The following is an 18,581-nucleotide window of genomic DNA, read 5'->3' as shown; positions in this document are numbered from 1 at the left end:
TAAAAGATTGAAACGGAAAGCGGGACTGCTTTTCCCCAAAAGCTACACTCTATTGTTTTCCTAAAATCTCTAAAAACAAAAAAGACTAAAGCAATTTGCCTTAGTCTTTAACAAGAATGATTTTTAAAATTTTTATTTTAGGTAATAAATAGTTGCGTAAATAATGGCGGCTAACGTCGCAGAAACCGGAATGGTTAAAATCCATGCCCAAATTAAGTTGATGGTTACACCCCAACGTACTGCTGACACACTTTTTACAACACCAACACCCACAATTGAACCTGTTATGGTATGCGTGGTAGAAACCGGGATACCAAAATGCTCTGTTATACCCAAAGTAATTGCACCCGCACCTTCTGCAGCTACACCTTCTAAAGCCGTTACTTTGGTAATTTTAGAACCCATTGTTTTCACAATTTTCCACCCACCACTCATAGTACCTAATGATATTGCAGAATAACATGCAATTGGAACCCATGAAGGCATCGCCTCAAAATCAGGAATTACCTTTGCCGCAATTAAAGCAGTAGCAATAATACCCATAACCTTTTGTGCATCATTACCACCGTGGAAAAAACTTAAAGCTGCAGATGATAACAATTGCAAACGTTTAAACCATTTTTCGGCTGTAGCAGGTTTGGCGTAGCGACAAATATTTATGATGATTAGCGTTAAAACCACTGAAATGACCATTCCAATTATTGGTGCCAAAACAATGAATGATACGATTTTAACAACGTAACCCATGTTTACAGCATCCATCGGACTAGCGCCTGTAAGTAAGGCATGTGTCATACCAGCACCTGCAAAACCACCAATTAACGTGTGCGATGAACTCGAAGGAATACCATACCACCATGTTAAAAGATTCCAGATAATTGCGGCAACTAAGCCCGCAAGAATAACTTCTAATGTGATGTAATTCTCAATTACAGTTTTAGCAACTGTATTGGCAACTTTGTGGTCGGTAAAGTAAAAGTAGGCTGCAAAATTAAATAATGCGGCCCATAAAACGGCTTGAAACGGTGTTAAAACTTTTGTAGAAACAACTGTTGCAATCGAATTAGCGGCATCGTGGAAACCGTTTATGTAATCGAAAGCAATAGCTAGAATTACAACAACAACCAATAAGGTAGTTACCATGTTTGTGTTTTATTAAGCGTTTTTAACTAAAATAGTTTCAAGCACATTTGCTACATCTTCGCATTTGTCTGTTGCCTTCTCTATTGTTTGTAAAACCTCTTTTTGTTTAATTAATTCAATTGCATTGGTTTCGTATTCAAATAAACGGGCAACCGCTAGAGTAAATACATAATCAGCCTGGTTTTCACCGCTGTTAATACGGATACAAGCATCGGCAATAACACGAATGTTTTTGAAACTGCGTAATTCTTTAATCGCTTTATCAATATCAGTACACATTTCCACTAAAAGCTCAGCAATTTTTACAATTGGTTCGCTAATCGTATTCATGTTGTACATCTGCATTCTGTTCGCTGTACCGTAAATATAATCTGCAACATCATCAACTGCAGTAGCCAAAGCGTGGATATCTTCTCTATCGAAAGGCGTAATAAAATTTCTACTTAACTCTAAAAAAATTGAGTGGGTAATATCATCACCAACGTGCTCTAAACGCTCAATTTCTTTAAAAATTGATTTTCTGGTTTCTGCATCGGCAGTACTTACCATTTCTAAAAGCGCTTCAGCAATTTTTAATGCATTGCTACCAGCCTGCTCAAATAGCGGGTGAAATTTTTTGTCTTGAGGTGTAAAGAACTTAAAAATATTGTTCATGTTAATTCTTAATATGTTGCAAAGCTACGAGCCCAATGTTAACTTAATGTTAATTTACTAATTATATTAATCAATTATCTCGCTGTGTATTAATGCATAGCATTTGCGAAGTAATTTTTTTGAAAATGAAAGCAAGTATTCCGTTTGAAATTGCAGTCCCGCTAAACGCTGTAGCCCTCATTGCATTTCGGGGCTGTCGCTTATATCGCCTGCCTGCCGCAGGCAGGGGTTTATGATGTTAGGCAAAGTGTTTCATCGGTGAGAATGCAGGTCGCAAATAAATGACTTAACCAGCCTTATGCAAGGTAAAGGCAAAGGTAGTTCCAATGCCCGGTGTACTTCTAACCGAAATAGTTTGCTGGTGTGCTTCTAGAATATGTTTTACAATTGCTAAGCCTAAACCTGTACCACCAACTTCTCTAGAGCGATGCGTATCAATCCTGTAAAACCTTTCAAATAAACGAAGTAAATGTTTTTCTTCAATCCCGATTCCATTATCTGTCACTTCAATTAAAAACTGATCATGTAACTCGAAAATTTTAATAGCTGTTTCGCCGGCATCAATACCATATTTTATACTGTTAACCATTAAATTTATTAAAACCTGACGAATTTTTTCTCTATCGGCCGAAACCAGGGTTAAAGCGGTGTATTTGTCTTTAAAAAATAGCTTAATGTTTTTGGCTTTCGCACGGTCTTCAAGGTTTTCCATAACCTCTTTGGCAAGCTGTACAAAATCAAACTTTTGATAATTTATCGGCGATTCGCCAGTTTCGAGCTTTGCAATGGAATCTAAATCATTAATTAAATAGCTTAAACGCTCAACGTTATTTTCAGCTTTCTTTAAAAAAATGACAGCTTGGTCCGGGTCATCAACAAGGCAATCCTGCAAAGTTTCTATATAACCTTGTATTGCAAAAAGTGGTGTTTTAAACTCATGAGAAACGTTAGATAAGAATTCTCTTCTAAACTGCTCCTGTTTTTTTAGCAAATCTATTTCTTTTTTCTTAGCTCCTGCCCATTCCTTTACTTCGAGCTCAACATCATTAATTGGGTCAGAGCTAACGTATTCGCCAAGGGCATCCTTTAAATCTTTACCTAATTTTAAATTATGAATAAGCTTATAAATCAGCTTTATTTTAGTGTATATGTATTTCTCAAGCAAATAATAGAAAACCAAAAAGCTGCTTAGAAACGATACACCAAAAGATATTGCCAAATAATACCAGCTGTGCTGAAAGTAAAAGTTTACCATACCTATAGAAAGAGCCACGGCAAGAGCAGTAAATAAAACCAGCACACTTAATTTCATGCTGCAATTTAGGCTTTTTGTGTTAATAGAATATTAACTCAACTGCTTTTCTGTCAAATATTTCCAATAACGTTTAGGTACGTGTTGGATATGAAGCTTGGTGTTTTTGCGGGCAACAATATTTGTACTTTTAAAATAATCCTTCCACAAAACAGAATATAATTCTTCCTTTTCATCCATTAAAATAGCAGCAGGATTTGCTTTGTTTACATTCTTATCGAAAGAAATGGTTATTTCTTCAACTGTGTTTAAATTATAATGCAATCCATATTTACGCTTCAAATCATAAATTATCCATTGTTGGTCGGCATATCTGTTTTTAAAATGGTTAGATATTAATGGTAAAACATTAAAATCTGGATCAACACCAGCATAAAACATTCCATCTCCGGTTTCTTGAAAACGGATGAAAGCTTCCATTCGGTGTTTTTCCCGTTCTACGCTTTTAGCAAATTTAGCCAGTGCAATTACATGCTCATTTCCGTAATTATTCTCTGCTCCGTTCTGGCTTTGAAAAATGTATAGTGTAAATTCGAAAAGGTGGTTAAATGCTTCTGGTAATTCAGACAGGTAGCTGCAATAGAATTTCCTGAGCCAATCCTTTTTCATTCGTTTTTGCAAACCCGCCCAAACCCTATCAGATTTTACAGCATCAGTAACAATAGTAAAACTTTCTGCAAACGCCTCTGGTTGGAACACAGCCAACGACTGTAGTACAACTTTGCCGGGCTTACGCTCAAACCACTCGAAAACTGCAGTTAATAATCCGGGTAAAGAACCATCAAAAATATATGTCATTTATTTCCCTGTTATCTTCCTAAAAAAGCAGCATTTGGTTACTAGGCGTTTTTAGATATTTACTTTGACTATCTGCCATTATAAACGCTTTAATTTGAGTGCCTTGATAATCTTTTATCTGATAAGGCGTATCAACACAAACAATAAAATGCTTAGCCCGGTTGTAAGCTACGCCGATTTTTTTTAGCTGGTCAATCCTTAGTTTGCCAAATTTGCGGGCTTGCACAATTTTTTGAGCCGACATTACACCAATGCCTGGAATTCTTAAAATCATTTTATAATCTGCAGTATTAATATCTATAGGAAAATGCTGCATATTTCTTATCGCCCAACTTAATTTTGGATCTATATCAACGTCTAAATTAGGGTTTGCATCATTCAAAATCTCCTGAACTTTAAAGCCATAGAAACGCATAAGCCAATCCGTTTGATAGAGTCTGTTTTCTCGCAAAAGCGGAGGTTGAGTGCCTAATATGGGCATTCTGTTATCGTTGCTAATTGGTACGTAACCAGAATAATAAACCCTTTTGAGCGCAAAATTTTTGTAAAATGCATTGGCAGTGTACATTATATCTTTATCACTTTCGGGTGTAGCGCCAATAACCATTTGGGTGCTTTGCCCCGCCGGTACAAATTTCGGTGTATGTTTAATAAGTTTTTTTTCTTCGGTGAGTTGTATCATTTGCTTGTTCACAAAATCAAGCGGTTTGATAACATCTTCGTGATTTTTTTCAGGTGCAAGCAATTTTAAACCGGCTTCGGTGGGCATTTCGAGATTTATGCTCATTCTATCAGCATATAAACCGGCTTCTCTTATTAATTCTTCGCTAGCACCCGGAATGGTTTTTAGGTGAATATATCCATTGTAGCGCTGCTCCAATCGAAGTTTTTTGCAAACTAACAGCAAACGCTCCATGGTAAAATCAGCATTTTTGAAAATTCCGGAGCTTAAAAATAAACCTTCAATATAATTTCTACGATAAAAATTCATGGTTAAATCAACCACTTCATCTACCGTAAATGCTGCTCTTTTTATGTCGTTACTTTTTCTGGAAACACAGAATAAACAATCGTAAATACAATGATTGGTTAGTAAAATTTTTAAAAGCGAAACGCATCGTCCATCTTCTGTGTAGGTATGGCATATCCCCGATGAATGTCCATCGCCTAAGCCTTTATTATCATTTTTCCTGTTGCTTCCGCTTGATGAGCATGAAACATCATATTTTGCTGCATCAGCAAGAATACTTAGCTTTTCACGAATTCTGTCAGACATAGATTTAATTTACTAACAAATATAGCTAAATAACTAAATTTATTAGCAATTAATCGGTATTTTAAACGCCTTTTAAGAATACATTAGGGTTTTTAAATTATAAAATTATCATTCATTTTTTAATTACCTTCCCACTCGTGGTAAAACTGCGTTAAATAACTTTCCATAAAATCATGGCGTTTTTGTGCTATGGCTTTCCCGCTGTCGGTTTTCATCATATCTTTTAGCAACAAAAGCTTTTCGTAAAAATGATTAATCGTTGGGGCGGTTGTATTTTTATAACTTTCTTTAGAATGATTTAATTCGGGTTTAATTTCAGGATCATACAACACACGATTTTTATAGCCGCCGTAAGTAAAAGCCCTTGCTATACCAATGGCACCAATAGCATCAAGTCTATCGGCATCTTGCACAATATTTAGTTCTTTGGATGTATAACTTAAATTATCAAAACTGTTTTTGAAAGACATGTTTTGAATTATAAGTTTTACTTGCACAATAATACTTGCTTCAACATTCATCGATTTTAAAAAATCTGCAGCCACATTTGGACCAAGCTCTTCGTCGCCATTATTGAATTTTGGGTCGGCAATATCATGTAAAAGCGCTGCAAAAGAAACAATAAGTTCGTTACCTTTTTCAATTTGGTTAATATTGAGAGCAGTTTTAAAAACCCTTTCTATGTGGAACCAATCGTGGCCGGCTTCAGCATGTTCAAGGGTTTTTTTTACGAAGTTGATTGTTTTTTCTATATAATTCTGCATACCCAAAGGTATCAGAATTTATAGTTGAAAAGGATAGGCGAGCGGTTAATTTTTAAATTGGATTAACGTTTATTTAGCGCTCGCAGATTCCAATTTACTATCTGAAGAAATACTTTTAATTAATTCAGATTGTTCCATAGTTAATACTTGTGTTACATCAATATCTAAGATTGCAGAAATTTGAAACAAGCGTTCTATAGTAAGTTTACTATAGCCGAGTTCAATTTTGCTGTAAGCATTTTGCGAAATCTTGAGTTTTGCTGCAAGATAATCTTGAGTGTAGTCACGGTATTCTCTGATTTTTCGAATGTTCCCTGCAACATTTTTCGTCTTCAAAGCCATCTGATCTTCCATAGGGTGAGGATTTTTTTTTAATCTAATACGCTTATAAACGAAAATTGTTCCAAAAAGGATCTAAAAAAAACACTTTTTGCATTAAAACGTCCGGCGTAGTATTTAAACATACGTTTTGTACATATGTTTTTTACATTTAATGCAACAAGTTAAAATAAAAATTTATAATTTTTTCTAAAAAATTCGCTTAAATATTATGCCGCCAATCCGTTTAAAAATAGGCGATTACAGCTCGGGTTGTGGCAGCCTTCGCGTACCATCATACAATTCATATTCTAACAATCTACAATCTAGTTTACCATTATAAAATTCAACTTTTTTCGAAGCTTTTAACCCGATTTTTTTTGCCAAATCAGGGTTGCCGGTAAAAATATAACCAGAATAACCTTTACAATGTTGCTTCATATAATCGCCCATACGTTTATAAGTTTGCTCCAGTTTACTATGAACACCTAAACGCTCACCATATTCCGGATTAAAAACAACTGCACCCTTACCGCCTTCTGGCACAGGTGTAGATTCGAAATCACATACCTGAAAATCAATCAAAGTATCCACACCAGCGGTTTTTGCATTACGTCTGGTTACTTCAACGGCATCTTCAGAAATATCAGAAGCAATAATTTTTATATCAACATTCTTAATAACCTGCTCTTTTAACAATCTACGTTCAGCAAAAAACACTTCTTCATCGTAACCAATGATGTGCATAAACCCATAATTCATTCGATATAAGCCAGGCGCTCGGTTTGTTGCAATTAATGCCGCTTCAATAGCCAGCGTACCAGAACCACACATTGGATTTATAAATGGCGACTTTTTATCCCATTGGGTTGCATAAATAACTCCCGAAGCTAAAGCTTCTAACATTGGCGCCTTACCCGGAATTTTCCGATAACCATGTTTTGCTAGGGTTTCACCCGATGTATCTATAAAAACATCTGCTTCTGCATCTTTCCAATATAAATGCACCACAGTTTTATTTGCATCAGAGCCTGAATTTGGCCTGATACCTTTCAATTCTTTTAATCTATCTACAATCGCATCCTTTACTTTAAGGTTAGCAAAAAGCGGCGTTGTAATATTAGGATTATCTACGTTGGAAGTAACAGAGAAATATCCGGTAAAATCAATTAATTCCTCCCATTCAATTGCCTTAATATTTTCGTATAAATCATCGGGGGTTATGGCTTTAAAAGCTTTAATTGAGTATAAAATCTGGCTTGCGCAGCGCAAGTTAAGGTTAAGTTTAATACATTCCGTTAGGGTAATATTAAGCTCAACACCTGTTGGAAAAGCTCTTTCTATAGTGTAACCTAAAGCCAAAACTTCTTCTTGTAAGTAAGGAGAAAGGCGTTTGTTGCAGGTTATGATAACCTTGCTTTTATTGTGGAAAACTTGCATCATATTGTATGCGAAGTTATCAATAAAATTATAGAGATTTGAACTTTATAGTGCAATAAAGTAGTATTTAATATGGAAATTAAGGGAAAAGTACACGAAGTGGGTGCCACGCAGCAAGTAAGCGAAACATTTAAAAAGCGTGATTTAATCGTTGAATATGCAGAAAATCCAACATATCCGGAATATATCCGTTTTGAGGCTTTACAAGATAAAACTGCATTATTAGACACATTTAAAGCGGGCGATGAGGTTGAGGTTTTCTTTAATTTACGCGGTCGCCCGTGGACAGATAAATCAGGTAAAACAAGTTATTTCAACAGCTTGGTTATCTGGCGTATAAATGCTATTGCAGCAGGTGCTCCGGCAGCAGCAACTCCGGCGTACGCAGCTCCGGTTGATGTAAGCAATACAGCAGGCGAAGATGATGATTTGCCTTTCTAAATAAAGAGTCTTTTTTAAGCAAACAATTTTGAACCATGCCGAGGCTTTAGCCTCGGCATTTTTTGTTTAGTAACCTCTGTTAAAATATGTTAAAAACAAATAGTTAGCTTCGTTAATGATTATTTTTGAAGTTGATATGGTTTTTTTACAGCACGCCTAATCTTTTGGCTTCCACTAAAATGCATAAATGAAGAAAAGAAGTTTTTTGTTAATTACTGTTTTAATGACAGTGGCTTTACTTGGTGTATTTGTAATGCAATTGTATTACATCAGGGAGGCTTATAACTTAAAATCTCAGCTTTTCGATCAACAGGTTAATCAAACTTTAACATCTGTAGTTAATAAAGTTCAGCGTTTAAATGCTGCAGATAGAATTACCAGAAAAGATTTTGAAAATAAGGTAAAGCGCAGTCAGGATTTAAGACAACGTGAGCTGGACATCAAAGATTTAAAGCAACAATTTACAGAGGCTTCTGAGATTAGACAGGCAGAAAGAGAAAATGAAATCGAAAATTACCTTAATCAGCAAGATAGTTTGATTAGAAAACGGTTTTCGGCACCTAAAGTAATTTCGGAGGTAGAATTTGTATCCCTATCTCCGGGTGGAAACGCAAAGCTGGATTTGCAAATGGAAGCCGTTATCGACATAAAAAATTATGCGCTTAGAGGCTTAAGTCTACGTTCGAAGCCTTACACCAGCAATACTAAAACCTTCGATTTTAGAAATGCACAAACGCTGCCTGATACAATCAGATATCAGGTTTTTGAACCCAGTACAGGTAAACCCTTGTTTGTTACGCTACCGAAAATCTCTGACGATTTAGAAAAGAAATTTAAACGTGAAGATGCTATAGCAAAGCGCCAGCTAGCCTTTAAAATTGCAGCATTGGGTAAAGGTACCATCCCATACAAAAACGGGTATAACCTACTGGAAGATGTTGCAAAGGAAATGACCGAAAAAGATATTCCGCTTAACAAAAGGATAAATTTTATCTCGTTAGATAACCGATTGAAGCAAGAATTTTTAAACCATAACATTAATCAGAATTATAATTTCAGGGTTAAATTAGCCCAGAAAGATTCTGTTTTATATCTACAAACATCAAATTCGACAGCAGATTTCTTACCTAAAAACACTTACAGAACCACCTTGTTTGGGAACGATTTATTTCGCGATCCGGGAATTCTGGAAGTTACATTTCCGAATAAAAATTCAGAAATCATAAGCAATTTGAGTGCAACACTGGCATCTTCAGTCGGTTTGCTGCTGGTTTTGGTCTTTATTTTCAGTTATACGCTTTACGCTATTCTTAGGCAGAAAAAAATCTCCGAGATGAAAACAGATTTCATCAACAATATGACGCATGAGTTTAAAACACCTGTGGCAACCATTATGATTGCAAGCGAAGCGCTAAAAGACCCGGAAGTAACTGAAGATAAATCGCGGTTAAAGCGGCTTGCAAGTATTATTTATGATGAAAATGTTCGTTTGGGAAATCACATTGAACGTGTGTTAAGTATTGCCCGACTTGAGAAAGGCGAACTCAAAATGGAAAACACCGAAGTTGACATTAACGATTTGATAATGATTGTGCTTGATAGTATGAGTCTTCAGCTTCAAAAGAAAAATGCAATCTTAAACATTAATACCGATGCAGAACATGCAACTGTTTTTGGTGATGAACTGCATCTTTCTAATGTGCTTTACAATTTGATAGATAATGCCAATAAATACAGCAAAGAAGTGCCCGATATCAGCATCAATACCCGAAACGTTGGTAAAAATTTGGTTATAGAAATTGCGGATAAAGGCATTGGAATGAACAAAGAGCATACAAAGCGGATTTTCGATCAATTTTATCGGGTGCCAACCGGTAACTTACATGATGTAAAAGGCTTTGGATTAGGCTTAAATTATGTGCAGGATATTGTGAAAAAGCTGGATGGAACGATTAAAGTAAGTAGTGAAAAAGATAAAGGCACAACTTTCGAAATAATGTTACCGTACTTAAATTAAACCATAACACCGGTCGTAATTTATCCAATATTTCAAATTGAATTAAACCGTTACAAAGAATTCTACTCAAAGCTTTGGTAGCGTTTAATACAAAAACAGCGTTTACTTAATTAAAATCAATAAAATGAAAAAAATACTTCTGGTAGAGGACGACCCAAATCTTGGCCTTTTGTTGCAAGATTACCTACAATTGAAAGGTAAATTTGATGTAGTTTTATGTACCGACGGAGATGAAGGTTTAAAAGCATTTAATAAACAAAGTTTCGACTTGTGTATTTTAGATGTGATGATGCCTAAAAAAGACGGTTTTACTTTAGGTAAAGATATTAGAAAAGTGAACGCACAAGTGCCAATCATTTTTGCCACCGCTAAAACTATGCTCGAAGATAAATCTGCAGCTTATGATTTGGGCGGCGATGATTACATCACTAAACCATTCCGTATTGAGGAGCTTTTGCTACGCATAAATGCAATGTTTAAAAGAGTTGCAAATAAAATTGGCGCTACAGAAGAAGCTACTGAAAGTCAGTTTTCTATTGGTAAATACAATTTCGATTACACAACCCAAATTATAACCCACGATGAAATACAGCAAAAGCTTTCTACAAAAGAAGCTGAGCTGCTCCGTTTATTATGCTTGAAAAAAAACACAGTTTTAACCAGGGAAGAAGCGCTACTTTCTATTTGGCACGACGATAATTATTTTAATGGCCGAAGCATGGATGTTTTTTTAAGTAAGTTAAGAAAGTACTTACGGGAAGATTCTGCCGTAGAAATTATAAACGTACACGGCAAAGGTTATAAGCTTTTGGTTAGCTAAATTTTAAAATGATGTTTTAGGTTTTAATTAAAGCCTAAAACATTCAAAATCATTGCTAAATATATAAATCAGTTGGTATTGCCGGAATAAGATTTCGTTCTTGGGCGAGGTTAAATAAAGTGTTTACTGCTTTTTTACCTTCCACACCTAAATCAACACTGTATTTATTTACGTAAAGGTTAATGTGTTTGTACATTACAGCCTCTTCCATTTCCTGAGCGTGTTCGCGGATAAAATCTATACCCGATTTTGGATTTGCAAAAGCATATTCAACCGACTTTTTAATTAGCCTGTTAACTTTTAGCTGAATATCTTTATCCAGTTTTCTGTTGATTACAATGCCTCCCAGCGGAATGGCACAGCCGGTTAATTTCTCCCAATAATCACCTAAATCAATAATTTTTATCAGGCCTTTATCCTGATAAGTAAATCTGTTTTCGTGGATAATTAAGCCTAAATCTATTTCTTTATTAAGTAATGATTTTTCGATATCAGAGAATACCATTACCTTTTTATTTTGCAGTTGCGGATAAGCAATTCCCAGTAAAAAGTTTGCTGTGGTATATTTGCCGGGGATGCCAACTTTTAAATTCTCAGATAAATCAGTGCCAAATTGTTCTTTGCTAATCAACAGCGGACCAACACCAAAGCCCAATGCGCTTCCGGCATCAAGCAATGCATACTGATTTGCCACGTAAGCAAATGCATGAAAACTCAGCTTTGTGATATCTAGCTCACCTTGTAGAGCCTTTTTATTTAGTGTTTCAACATCATCAAAAAAAACCTCAAATTCTAAACCTTCGGTATCAATTTTATGATGAATTAGTGCATCGAATATAAACGTATCGTTTGGGCAGGGCGAAAAACCAAGTGTAAGTTTCATATTCAGATCGTATTGTTTTTAATCGTTAAACAGGATACGCCATGTATCTTTATTTGTGTTTTAGTGTTTCGGTACATGGCTATCTCATTTTTCAAAATTAAAAAACAATGCGGCATTAGTTGGTCATAATCAATTCATATCTCCAATAAAAGAAATCGCCCAATCGTTTAGATTTTTAATGGCTAAACCTATTTTCCATTTGTCTTTGTTTCTAGGTTCAACATAGTTGGATATACTTCGTATCTGCAAGCAATCGATTTTTTCGTGATGGCAGGCAAACAATACAGCCGCACCTTCCATACTTTCAGTAGCCGGATTTAAACGTTTAACCAGGTTTTTAATGTTTATATCATTGCCACTAACCCGATTAACAGTAACACCGGCAACCTGTGGTAAATTAACCCGAATATTGCTTTTACTTTTATAAGTGCTTTCGCCAAAACCTAAATCTGTAATGGTTAAAAAGTTATCTCCATCCTCGGCACCAAGTTCTGCAAAAGTATCCTGCGTAATATTTACAACCTGTCCTAACTCAATGCTTCTATCAAAACTTCCGGCAATGCCTAAATTCAAAACGAGGTTATATCTGGATGCTGTGAGGTATTTCCCCAATGAGAAAGCTGTTGCAACCATACCCACGCCGGTAATTAAAACATCAAATTTCTTTTCTTCCATAAAATCACCCTCCTGCAAACTAAAGTGCTGGTAAAAAAAGGTGAGTTCTGCTTTTGTAGCTGCAACAACCAATAATTTCATAGGCTTAAAGGTAAAAAATGCGTTCAAATCTATCGTATATTAAACGGCTAAGTTCATCATCCATTTTACATCTTTTTATAATTCGCTCGCCTTTGGTGTTAATACGTATATTTGCACATTATTTTTGAACAATGATCTATATAACTCGAAAAGCATCGTTTAATGCTGCTCATAAATTAGCCAGAGCAGATTGGGATGCGGATAAAAATACGGAGGTTTACGGTAAATGCGCTAACCCAAACTGGCATGGTCATAATTATTGGCTATATGTTACCGTTAAAGGTGAAGTTAATCCTGAAACCGGTTTCTTAGTAGATTTAAAATGGCTAAAGGATGTAATGAATACCTATGTTGTAGATAAAGTTGACCATAAAAACTTAAATCTTGATGTAGATTTTATGAAAGATAAACTGGCTTCTACAGAAAATTTAGCCATTGCCATTTGGGAACAATTAATTGCTCCGATAGCCGAGGCAGGTGCAATTTTACATTGTGTTAAAATTTACGAAACTGAAAATAATTTTGTTGAATACTTTGGTTAATTCTTAATGGAAAAAAAAGATATTTTAAAAGGTGAATCGAGAGACGGTTATGTAAAAATAGACCGTTACGATGAAACTAAAATTGAAGCTGTAGCCACACATTATAAAGATATTTTGATTAATCTGGGCGAAAATCCGGAACGTGAAGGTCTTTTAAAAACGCCGGAAAGAGTTGCCAAAGCGTTGCAATATTTAACACATGGTTACGATTTAAAGCCCGATGAGATTTTAAAATCGGCCATGTTTGAAGAAGATTATAGCCAAATGGTTGTTGTAAAGGATATTGAAGTATATTCAATGTGCGAACACCACATGCTTCCATTTTTTGGAAAAGCGCATATTGCCTATATTCCAAATGGCCACATTGTGGGCTTAAGTAAAATTCCTCGTATTGTTGATGCCTTTGCCCGCAGATTGCAGGTGCAAGAACGCCTAACCAACGAAATAAGAGATTGTATCCAGAATACTTTAAACCCAATGGGCGTTGCAGTAGTTATGGAATGTAAACACCTTTGCATGGCGATGCGTGGTGTACAAAAACAAAATTCTGTTACCACAACATCTGCTTTTACAGGTACATTTTTAAGTAACGATAAAACAAGAGCAGAGTTTTTAAGGTTAATTACAGCAAGTTTAGATTAACCCAAACCCTTAATCGGGACTTTAGTGGTCATTAATAAGTTTAACTAAATATTTTCCCTTTGGGGATAAAGAATTATGAAAGCATATATTTTCCCTGGTCAGGGAGCACAATTTGTAGGAATGGGTAAAGATTTATATGAAAACCCAACCGCAGCTGCATTATTTGAAAAAGCAAATGAAATTATTGGTTTCCGCATTAGCGATATTATGTTTAGCGGAACTGACGAAGAACTAAAACAAACCAACGTAACACAACCTGCAATTTTTTTACATTCGGTTATTTTGGCAAAAGTTTTAGGAGATGATTTTAAACCAAATGTTGTTGCCGGGCACTCCTTAGGCGAATTTTCGGCGCTTGTGGCGGCAAATGCACTAAGTTTTGAAGACGGTTTAAGCCTTGTGATTGCCCGTGCGAACGCAATGCAAAAAGCTTGCGAAGCTCAACCATCAACAATGGCTGCAATTTTAGGTTTGGCTGATGATGTAGTAGAAAAAATTTGTGCAGAAGTTGATGCCATAGTTGTACCTGCAAACTATAATTGCCCTGGCCAATTGGTAATTTCGGGAAGTATTGAAGGCATTGATTTAGCTTGTGCAAAACTAACTGAAGCAGGCGCTAAAAGAGCCCTGAAACTAAACGTTGGTGGTGCTTTTCACTCTCCGCTAATGGAGCCAGCTAAAATTGAACTTCAGGAAGCTATTGAAAACACAAATATTTTAACGCCAATTTGCCCGATTTATCAAAATGTTGACGCAAAACCATACACAGATCCAGAACAAATAAAGCAAAACTTAATCAAACAATTAACCGGTGCAGTACGTTGGACACAAACTGTTACGCACATGCTGGCAGATGGAGTTACCGAATTTGTAGAAGTTGGTCCGGGTAGTGTTTTACAAGGATTAGTTAAAAAAGTAAGCCGAGAGGTAAACACGAGCAGTGCTAGCATTGCTTAAAATCCTACTAAATAATTAATATTCGGCGCCATAAGCATTATTGTTTATGGCGTTATTTTTTGTCAATATTTAATATCTTTATCGATAGATGAAATTAAGCTTTGGTGTTAAAATAAGATTTCTACTGCTTATTCTAGGCTGCTGCCTAATAGCCACTTCTATTTCGCTAAGTCATTTTACTACTAAATCCGAACTTTTAGAGCGTGACGCAAAAAAGATTCAGGAAAATTTATCCTTAAAAGAAAATATTGTAGACAATTTTCTATCTGATAAAAATAAGATAAAACAAGCCGAAAAATTTCACCTTAATGCCGCTGCAGGAATGCATTTTCTCGAGCATTACCGCCCAAATGGCATTAATCTGCAAACATTTTACAAAAACCAGCTCAAATATTGGAGCACCATTAAAGTTATAGATGTTAATCCATCTTTTATTAAAGAAGGAAAATCTGTTTTGCAGTTATCAAATGGTTATTATGAGGTTATAAAGAAATCTGATGGAGATTTTACCCTTCTATTTTTAATTGCCATTCAATCTCAATATTCCGTTCCAGAAAACAGATATTTTAAAAATGATATCGATGCGCTCCTATCCGATTCTAAAATAGTTACGCTGGCTTCATACTATGATAAAGATGCTTACTCGATTAGAAGTAATGACAATATTTTTCTATTTAGCTTAAAAGTTAAGCCCAGCTACGCCGATGACTATTATTCTGACACAGAATTATGGTTATTTTTTGCCGGAATTATTTGCATTTGCATGTTTGTAAATTCCCTCTGCTCATTAATTGCCAGAAAAGGAAATCTTATTTTTGCAAGTTTTTTACTGCTGGCATTTTTCGTTACAGGCCGGTTAACCGATATTTGGTTTGGTTGGTTTAACCATCGGTTTCCGCTAGAATTATTTGACCCTAAAATTTACGCCAATAGTGATTTAATGCCATCGCTTGGCGATTTCCTAATGAATGTATTAGCTGCAACCTGGTGGCTCCTATTCGTTTATAATCATAAAGAGCAATACAAATTTCCAGAATGGATAAGAAAAAATAAATGGATTGGAATATTAATACACGCAATTCTATTAATCCTTATCGGGGCAATTGCATTTTTTGTTGATGATTTATTTTTTGGTTTAATCAATAACTCAAAAATTAATTTCGATATCATTAATATTCTTAAGCTAAGTGGAAACAGCTGGGTAAGTATAGTTATTTTATGTTTGGCGTGGTTTCAAATTTATTTAATAACCATTGTATCAATTGAGGTAAGTAAACAACTTAATGTAAGCAACCGGGAAAGGGTTATGCTCTTCGTAGTTGGTTTCGCTGGCGTATTTATTTATCGGTTACTGAATAATTTTACAGCCTTTTTTATCATTTATGCGCTTGTTTTATTTATCGTTGCAAGGATATCTTACGTAAAAACAAAGCGTTTTTCTATTGGTTTGCTAGCCATTTTATTCTTCTGCCTTGCTTTTAATACATCAATTAAATACATCAAATATAAAGATATTAAAGAGCGAAGTGAGCGGGAGCTTCTGGCTAGAAAGGTGCAAGCTTCAGAAGATCCGAATGCAATTATCGCTTTAGGTAAATTAGAACGTCAGTTGTTAGAAGATGATTTCCTGGTCAAATATTTCAACACAAATGGCCAGGCAAACTTCGCCGTGTTAAAAAATCACCTTAAAGGTTATTTAGATGGTTATTTAAGCCGCTATGATTACAATTTATACGATTACAACAAATTCGACAACTTACTAAACAAAGCCGATGTACAACCGATTGAAAAATACAAAAACCTTGTAGAATCTGGTTCTGTAAAAATTGAAGCTTCAAACTTTTTCTATCAGGTTAACAATACATTTGGTTATCAGGATTATTTCGGTATCATCCCTGTTGTAAGTAAAAATAGTTTAGTTGGCACTTTGATTATAGAGCTGCGCTCCAAGCCTTATAATTATAGCAACCGATTACCAGATTTACTCTCCGACCAGAAATACAATAAAGATGAGGAATTTAAGGGCTATTCAATTGCTTTGTACAGTAATGATAAACTTTTAAATCAATCTGGATCATATACCTATCCGCTAAGCGGAAAAATTTATAAAGGCAAGCAAGATGATTTTGTTGTTGACAACGATGATAACCTGCATTACAGTCATTTAATATTTAAGCCAAGCGCCAGTAAAATGGTTGTGATAAGCAAAGAAAAAGTGGGCTACATAGAACGTTTGGCCGCTTTGTCTTTTTTCTTCCTTGTTTTCATTATTTTCTGCTTTATACTTTATGGTTTAATATGGCTAATTAAAAACCTGGATGATGATAAGGTTGGTTGGTTTAGCATTAACCGATCTTTAATGATTAATGCCAATAAAATTCTGTATAAAACGCGTATTCAGGTATCCATTGTGCTCACCGTTGTTGCAACCCTGCTTGTGGTGGGTTGGACAACCTACGGATACATGAATAAGGAATACAGAGGCCAGCAGGATGTGTTGATTAAAGATAAAATCAGAAAGGTTCAACAGAACTTTGAGAAACAGGTTTTTAATGATGGTAAAATAAATACGGATGAAAACGCGATAGCAGATTTTAACAATTTTGCAGATATAAATAATGCAGATTTAACCTTATACGATACCAAAGGTGATGTGATAATGACCACTTACCCAAAACTTTACAACTACAAAATTATTGGCCGGAAAATGGGGCCTACTGCCTATTTAAACCTAAGCGGATTGCAGCGTTCGGAATTTATTAACCAGGATGAAAAAATAGGGAATTTAACTTATGCCGCTGCTTATGCACCGATTAGAAATGCCCAGAATAAAACCATCGCATTTATTGGTTTGCCAAATTACTCTAACGAGGATGAATACAAGGATAAAATAGCGCTTTTTGTGAGTAACCTTATTAATATATATGCATTGGTTTTTGTTGCTATCGGGGTGCTTGCAGTATTTTTGGCAAATCAGATAACAAGTCCGCTAACCTTTATTCAAGAAAGCATTAGCCGCACAAAAATCGGACAAAAAAATGAACCAATAGTTTGGCGCAGGCACGATGAAATTGGAACCTTAATTAAAGAATATAATAGCATGATTGCCGCACTGGAGGAAAGCGCTGCAAAATTAGCCCGTTCTGAAAGAGAAAATGCCTGGAGAGAAATGGCCAAACAGGTTGCGCATGAAATTAAAAACCCTTTAACACCGCTAAAACTAGGCGTTCAGTTATTAGAAAAATCATGGAAAGAGAATGACCCAAACTTCGAGCTAAAGTTTAATAAATTTAGTAAATCATTTATTGAGCAAATTGAAAGCCTTTCTAAAATTGCTTCGGAGTTTTCGAATTTCGCCAGAATGCCAGATACGAAATTAGAACAAACTGCTGTTTTACCAGTTATTGAGCAGGCAAGAGAAGTGTTTAAAAATGCAGAAAACGTTGAAATTACGGTAACAAATAGAGCAGAAATAAATGCTTACATTCAGGCAGATAGAGACCAGCTACTAAGAACATTTAACAATCTGTTTAAGAATGCAATTGAAGCAATTGAGCCTGATGCCGCATGCAACATAAATGTGCTGCTCTATAATGATAATCAAAGTGCCTATATCGAGATTAAGGATAATGGAAAAGGTATTCCGGCTGTGTTACACGATAAAATTTTTGTACCGAACTTTACAACCAAATCGTCGGGAACCGGCTTAGGCTTAGCGTTTGTTAAGCAGGCTATAGAAAATGCCGGAGGAAATATAACGTTTACTTCTGTAGCAGATAAAGGAACAACATTCTATCTAAGCTTTCCTTTGATTTAAG

At 35.4% G+C, this 18,581-nt stretch carries 17 protein-coding genes; 7 read left to right on the top strand and 10 right to left on the bottom strand.

Features of this window, described 5'->3' with window-relative positions; all coding sequences use genetic code 11:
- Positions 1 to 132 precede the first annotated feature (132 nt).
- The 8 genes from LUA90_RS06165 to LUA90_RS06130 all read right to left on the bottom strand — a co-directional run bounded on the left by LUA90_RS06165 (position 133) and on the right by LUA90_RS06130 (position 7,705).
- A complete protein-coding gene (locus LUA90_RS06165) occupies positions 133 to 1,143 on the bottom strand; it encodes an inorganic phosphate transporter (RefSeq protein WP_231458706.1) in 1,011 nt (336 codons plus the stop codon).
- Between the two features lie 12 nt (positions 1,144 to 1,155).
- Positions 1,156 to 1,797 carry a DUF47 domain-containing protein gene (locus LUA90_RS06160; protein ID WP_231458705.1) on the bottom strand — a complete coding sequence of 214 codons (642 nt, stop codon included), beginning with the start codon at positions 1,795 to 1,797 and terminating at the stop codon, positions 1,156 to 1,158.
- A 286-nt stretch (positions 1,798 to 2,083) separates the two neighbouring features.
- Entirely contained in the window at positions 2,084 to 3,109 is a 1,026-nt protein-coding gene (locus LUA90_RS06155) for a cell wall metabolism sensor histidine kinase WalK (protein ID WP_231458704.1), read from the bottom strand.
- A 33-nt stretch (positions 3,110 to 3,142) separates the two neighbouring features.
- Complete coding sequence (locus LUA90_RS06150) at positions 3,143 to 3,907, bottom strand: TIGR03915 family putative DNA repair protein (RefSeq protein WP_231490609.1); 765 nt, start codon at positions 3,905 to 3,907, stop codon at positions 3,143 to 3,145.
- A gap of 19 nt (positions 3,908 to 3,926) precedes the next feature.
- Entirely contained in the window at positions 3,927 to 5,183 is a 1,257-nt protein-coding gene (locus tag LUA90_RS06145) for a putative DNA modification/repair radical SAM protein (protein WP_231490608.1), read from the bottom strand.
- Positions 5,184 to 5,302: 119 nt separating this feature from the next.
- On the bottom strand, positions 5,303 to 5,947 hold the full coding sequence (locus tag LUA90_RS06140; protein ID WP_231490607.1) for an HD domain-containing protein: 645 nt from the start codon (positions 5,945 to 5,947) through the stop codon (positions 5,303 to 5,305).
- Between the two features lie 69 nt (positions 5,948 to 6,016).
- Positions 6,017 to 6,301, bottom strand: a complete 285-nt coding sequence (locus tag LUA90_RS06135) for a helix-turn-helix domain-containing protein (protein WP_231490606.1) — start codon at positions 6,299 to 6,301, stop codon at positions 6,017 to 6,019.
- 225 nt (positions 6,302 to 6,526) lie between these two features.
- Positions 6,527 to 7,705 (bottom strand): class I SAM-dependent RNA methyltransferase, encoded by a 1,179-nt coding sequence (locus LUA90_RS06130; protein WP_231459250.1) that lies wholly within the window; start codon positions 7,703 to 7,705, stop codon positions 6,527 to 6,529.
- Between the two features lie 72 nt (positions 7,706 to 7,777).
- Here LUA90_RS06130 and LUA90_RS06125 point away from each other — a divergent pair, with 72 nt between their 5' ends.
- The 3 genes from LUA90_RS06125 to LUA90_RS06115 all read left to right on the top strand — a co-directional run bounded on the left by LUA90_RS06125 (position 7,778) and on the right by LUA90_RS06115 (position 10,983).
- Positions 7,778 to 8,146, top strand: a complete 369-nt coding sequence (locus LUA90_RS06125; protein WP_231458699.1) for a DUF3127 domain-containing protein — start codon at positions 7,778 to 7,780, stop codon at positions 8,144 to 8,146.
- Positions 8,147 to 8,333: 187 nt separating this feature from the next.
- Complete coding sequence (locus tag LUA90_RS06120; RefSeq protein ID WP_231490605.1) at positions 8,334 to 10,163, top strand: sensor histidine kinase KdpD; 1,830 nt, start codon at positions 8,334 to 8,336, stop codon at positions 10,161 to 10,163.
- Between the two features lie 124 nt (positions 10,164 to 10,287).
- Entirely contained in the window at positions 10,288 to 10,983 is a 696-nt protein-coding gene (locus LUA90_RS06115) for a response regulator transcription factor (protein ID WP_231458697.1), read from the top strand.
- 55 nt (positions 10,984 to 11,038) lie between these two features.
- Here the strand turns inward: LUA90_RS06115 and LUA90_RS06110 are convergent, their stop codons facing one another.
- Together LUA90_RS06110 and mqnB are read right to left on the bottom strand one after the other, a co-directional pair.
- Positions 11,039 to 11,866: a menaquinone biosynthesis family protein gene (locus tag LUA90_RS06110; RefSeq protein ID WP_231458696.1), complete on the bottom strand. Its 828-nt coding sequence runs from the start codon at positions 11,864 to 11,866 to the stop codon at positions 11,039 to 11,041.
- Between the two features lie 129 nt (positions 11,867 to 11,995).
- Positions 11,996 to 12,622 (bottom strand): futalosine hydrolase, encoded by a 627-nt coding sequence (mqnB, locus tag LUA90_RS06105; protein WP_231458695.1) that lies wholly within the window; start codon positions 12,620 to 12,622, stop codon positions 11,996 to 11,998.
- 131 nt (positions 12,623 to 12,753) lie between these two features.
- Here mqnB and LUA90_RS06100 point away from each other — a divergent pair, with 131 nt between their 5' ends.
- The 4 genes from LUA90_RS06100 (at position 12,754) to LUA90_RS06085 (ending at position 18,580) form a co-directional block, all read left to right on the top strand.
- The gene (locus tag LUA90_RS06100; RefSeq protein WP_231458694.1) at positions 12,754 to 13,164 is read left to right on the top strand and encodes a 6-carboxytetrahydropterin synthase; all 411 of its coding nucleotides are present in this window, start codon (positions 12,754 to 12,756) and stop codon (positions 13,162 to 13,164) included.
- A 6-nt stretch (positions 13,165 to 13,170) separates the two neighbouring features.
- A complete protein-coding gene (gene folE, locus LUA90_RS06095) occupies positions 13,171 to 13,806 on the top strand; it encodes a GTP cyclohydrolase I FolE (protein WP_231458693.1) in 636 nt (211 codons plus the stop codon).
- A gap of 75 nt (positions 13,807 to 13,881) precedes the next feature.
- Positions 13,882 to 14,763, top strand: a complete 882-nt coding sequence (fabD, locus tag LUA90_RS06090) for an ACP S-malonyltransferase (RefSeq protein WP_231458692.1) — start codon at positions 13,882 to 13,884, stop codon at positions 14,761 to 14,763.
- A gap of 88 nt (positions 14,764 to 14,851) precedes the next feature.
- Positions 14,852 to 18,580: a HAMP domain-containing sensor histidine kinase gene (locus LUA90_RS06085; RefSeq protein ID WP_231458691.1), complete on the top strand. Its 3,729-nt coding sequence runs from the start codon at positions 14,852 to 14,854 to the stop codon at positions 18,578 to 18,580.
- Position 18,581 lies beyond the last annotated feature (1 nt).

The sequence above is a fragment of the Pedobacter sp. Leaf170 genome (assembly GCF_920984665.1).
GTDB lineage: Bacteria > Bacteroidota > Bacteroidia > Sphingobacteriales > Sphingobacteriaceae > Pedobacter.
This window is presented reverse-complemented; position numbering and strand designations above follow the sequence as displayed.

Bases quoted from the DNA above. Each gene is read 5' to 3' on its own strand.
- LUA90_RS06140 (WP_231490607.1), bottom strand. From the start codon at position 5,947: ATGCAGAATTATATAGAAAAAACAATCAACTTCGTAAAAAAAACCCTT.
- LUA90_RS06145 (WP_231490608.1), bottom strand. From the start codon at position 5,183: ATGTCTGACAGAATTCGTGAAAAGCTAAGTATTCTTGCTGATGCAGCA.
- LUA90_RS06130 (WP_231459250.1), bottom strand. From the start codon at position 7,705: ATGCAAGTTTTCCACAATAAAAGCAAGGTTATCATAACCTGCAACAAA.
- LUA90_RS06085 (WP_231458691.1), top strand. From the start codon at position 14,852: ATGAAATTAAGCTTTGGTGTTAAAATAAGATTTCTACTGCTTATTCTA.
- LUA90_RS06135 (WP_231490606.1), bottom strand. From the start codon at position 6,301: ATGGAAGATCAGATGGCTTTGAAGACGAAAAATGTTGCAGGGAACATT.
- mqnB (WP_231458695.1), bottom strand. From the start codon at position 12,622: ATGAAATTATTGGTTGTTGCAGCTACAAAAGCAGAACTCACCTTTTTT.
- LUA90_RS06120 (WP_231490605.1), top strand. From the start codon at position 8,334: ATGAAGAAAAGAAGTTTTTTGTTAATTACTGTTTTAATGACAGTGGCT.
- LUA90_RS06115 (WP_231458697.1), top strand. From the start codon at position 10,288: ATGAAAAAAATACTTCTGGTAGAGGACGACCCAAATCTTGGCCTTTTG.
- LUA90_RS06100 (WP_231458694.1), top strand. From the start codon at position 12,754: ATGATCTATATAACTCGAAAAGCATCGTTTAATGCTGCTCATAAATTA.
- LUA90_RS06125 (WP_231458699.1), top strand. From the start codon at position 7,778: ATGGAAATTAAGGGAAAAGTACACGAAGTGGGTGCCACGCAGCAAGTA.
- LUA90_RS06110 (WP_231458696.1), bottom strand. From the start codon at position 11,866: ATGAAACTTACACTTGGTTTTTCGCCCTGCCCAAACGATACGTTTATA.
- fabD (WP_231458692.1), top strand. From the start codon at position 13,882: ATGAAAGCATATATTTTCCCTGGTCAGGGAGCACAATTTGTAGGAATG.
- LUA90_RS06150 (WP_231490609.1), bottom strand. From the start codon at position 3,907: ATGACATATATTTTTGATGGTTCTTTACCCGGATTATTAACTGCAGTT.
- LUA90_RS06160 (WP_231458705.1), bottom strand. From the start codon at position 1,797: ATGAACAATATTTTTAAGTTCTTTACACCTCAAGACAAAAAATTTCAC.
- LUA90_RS06165 (WP_231458706.1), bottom strand. From the start codon at position 1,143: ATGGTAACTACCTTATTGGTTGTTGTTGTAATTCTAGCTATTGCTTTC.
- LUA90_RS06155 (WP_231458704.1), bottom strand. From the start codon at position 3,109: ATGAAATTAAGTGTGCTGGTTTTATTTACTGCTCTTGCCGTGGCTCTT.
- folE (WP_231458693.1), top strand. From the start codon at position 13,171: ATGGAAAAAAAAGATATTTTAAAAGGTGAATCGAGAGACGGTTATGTA.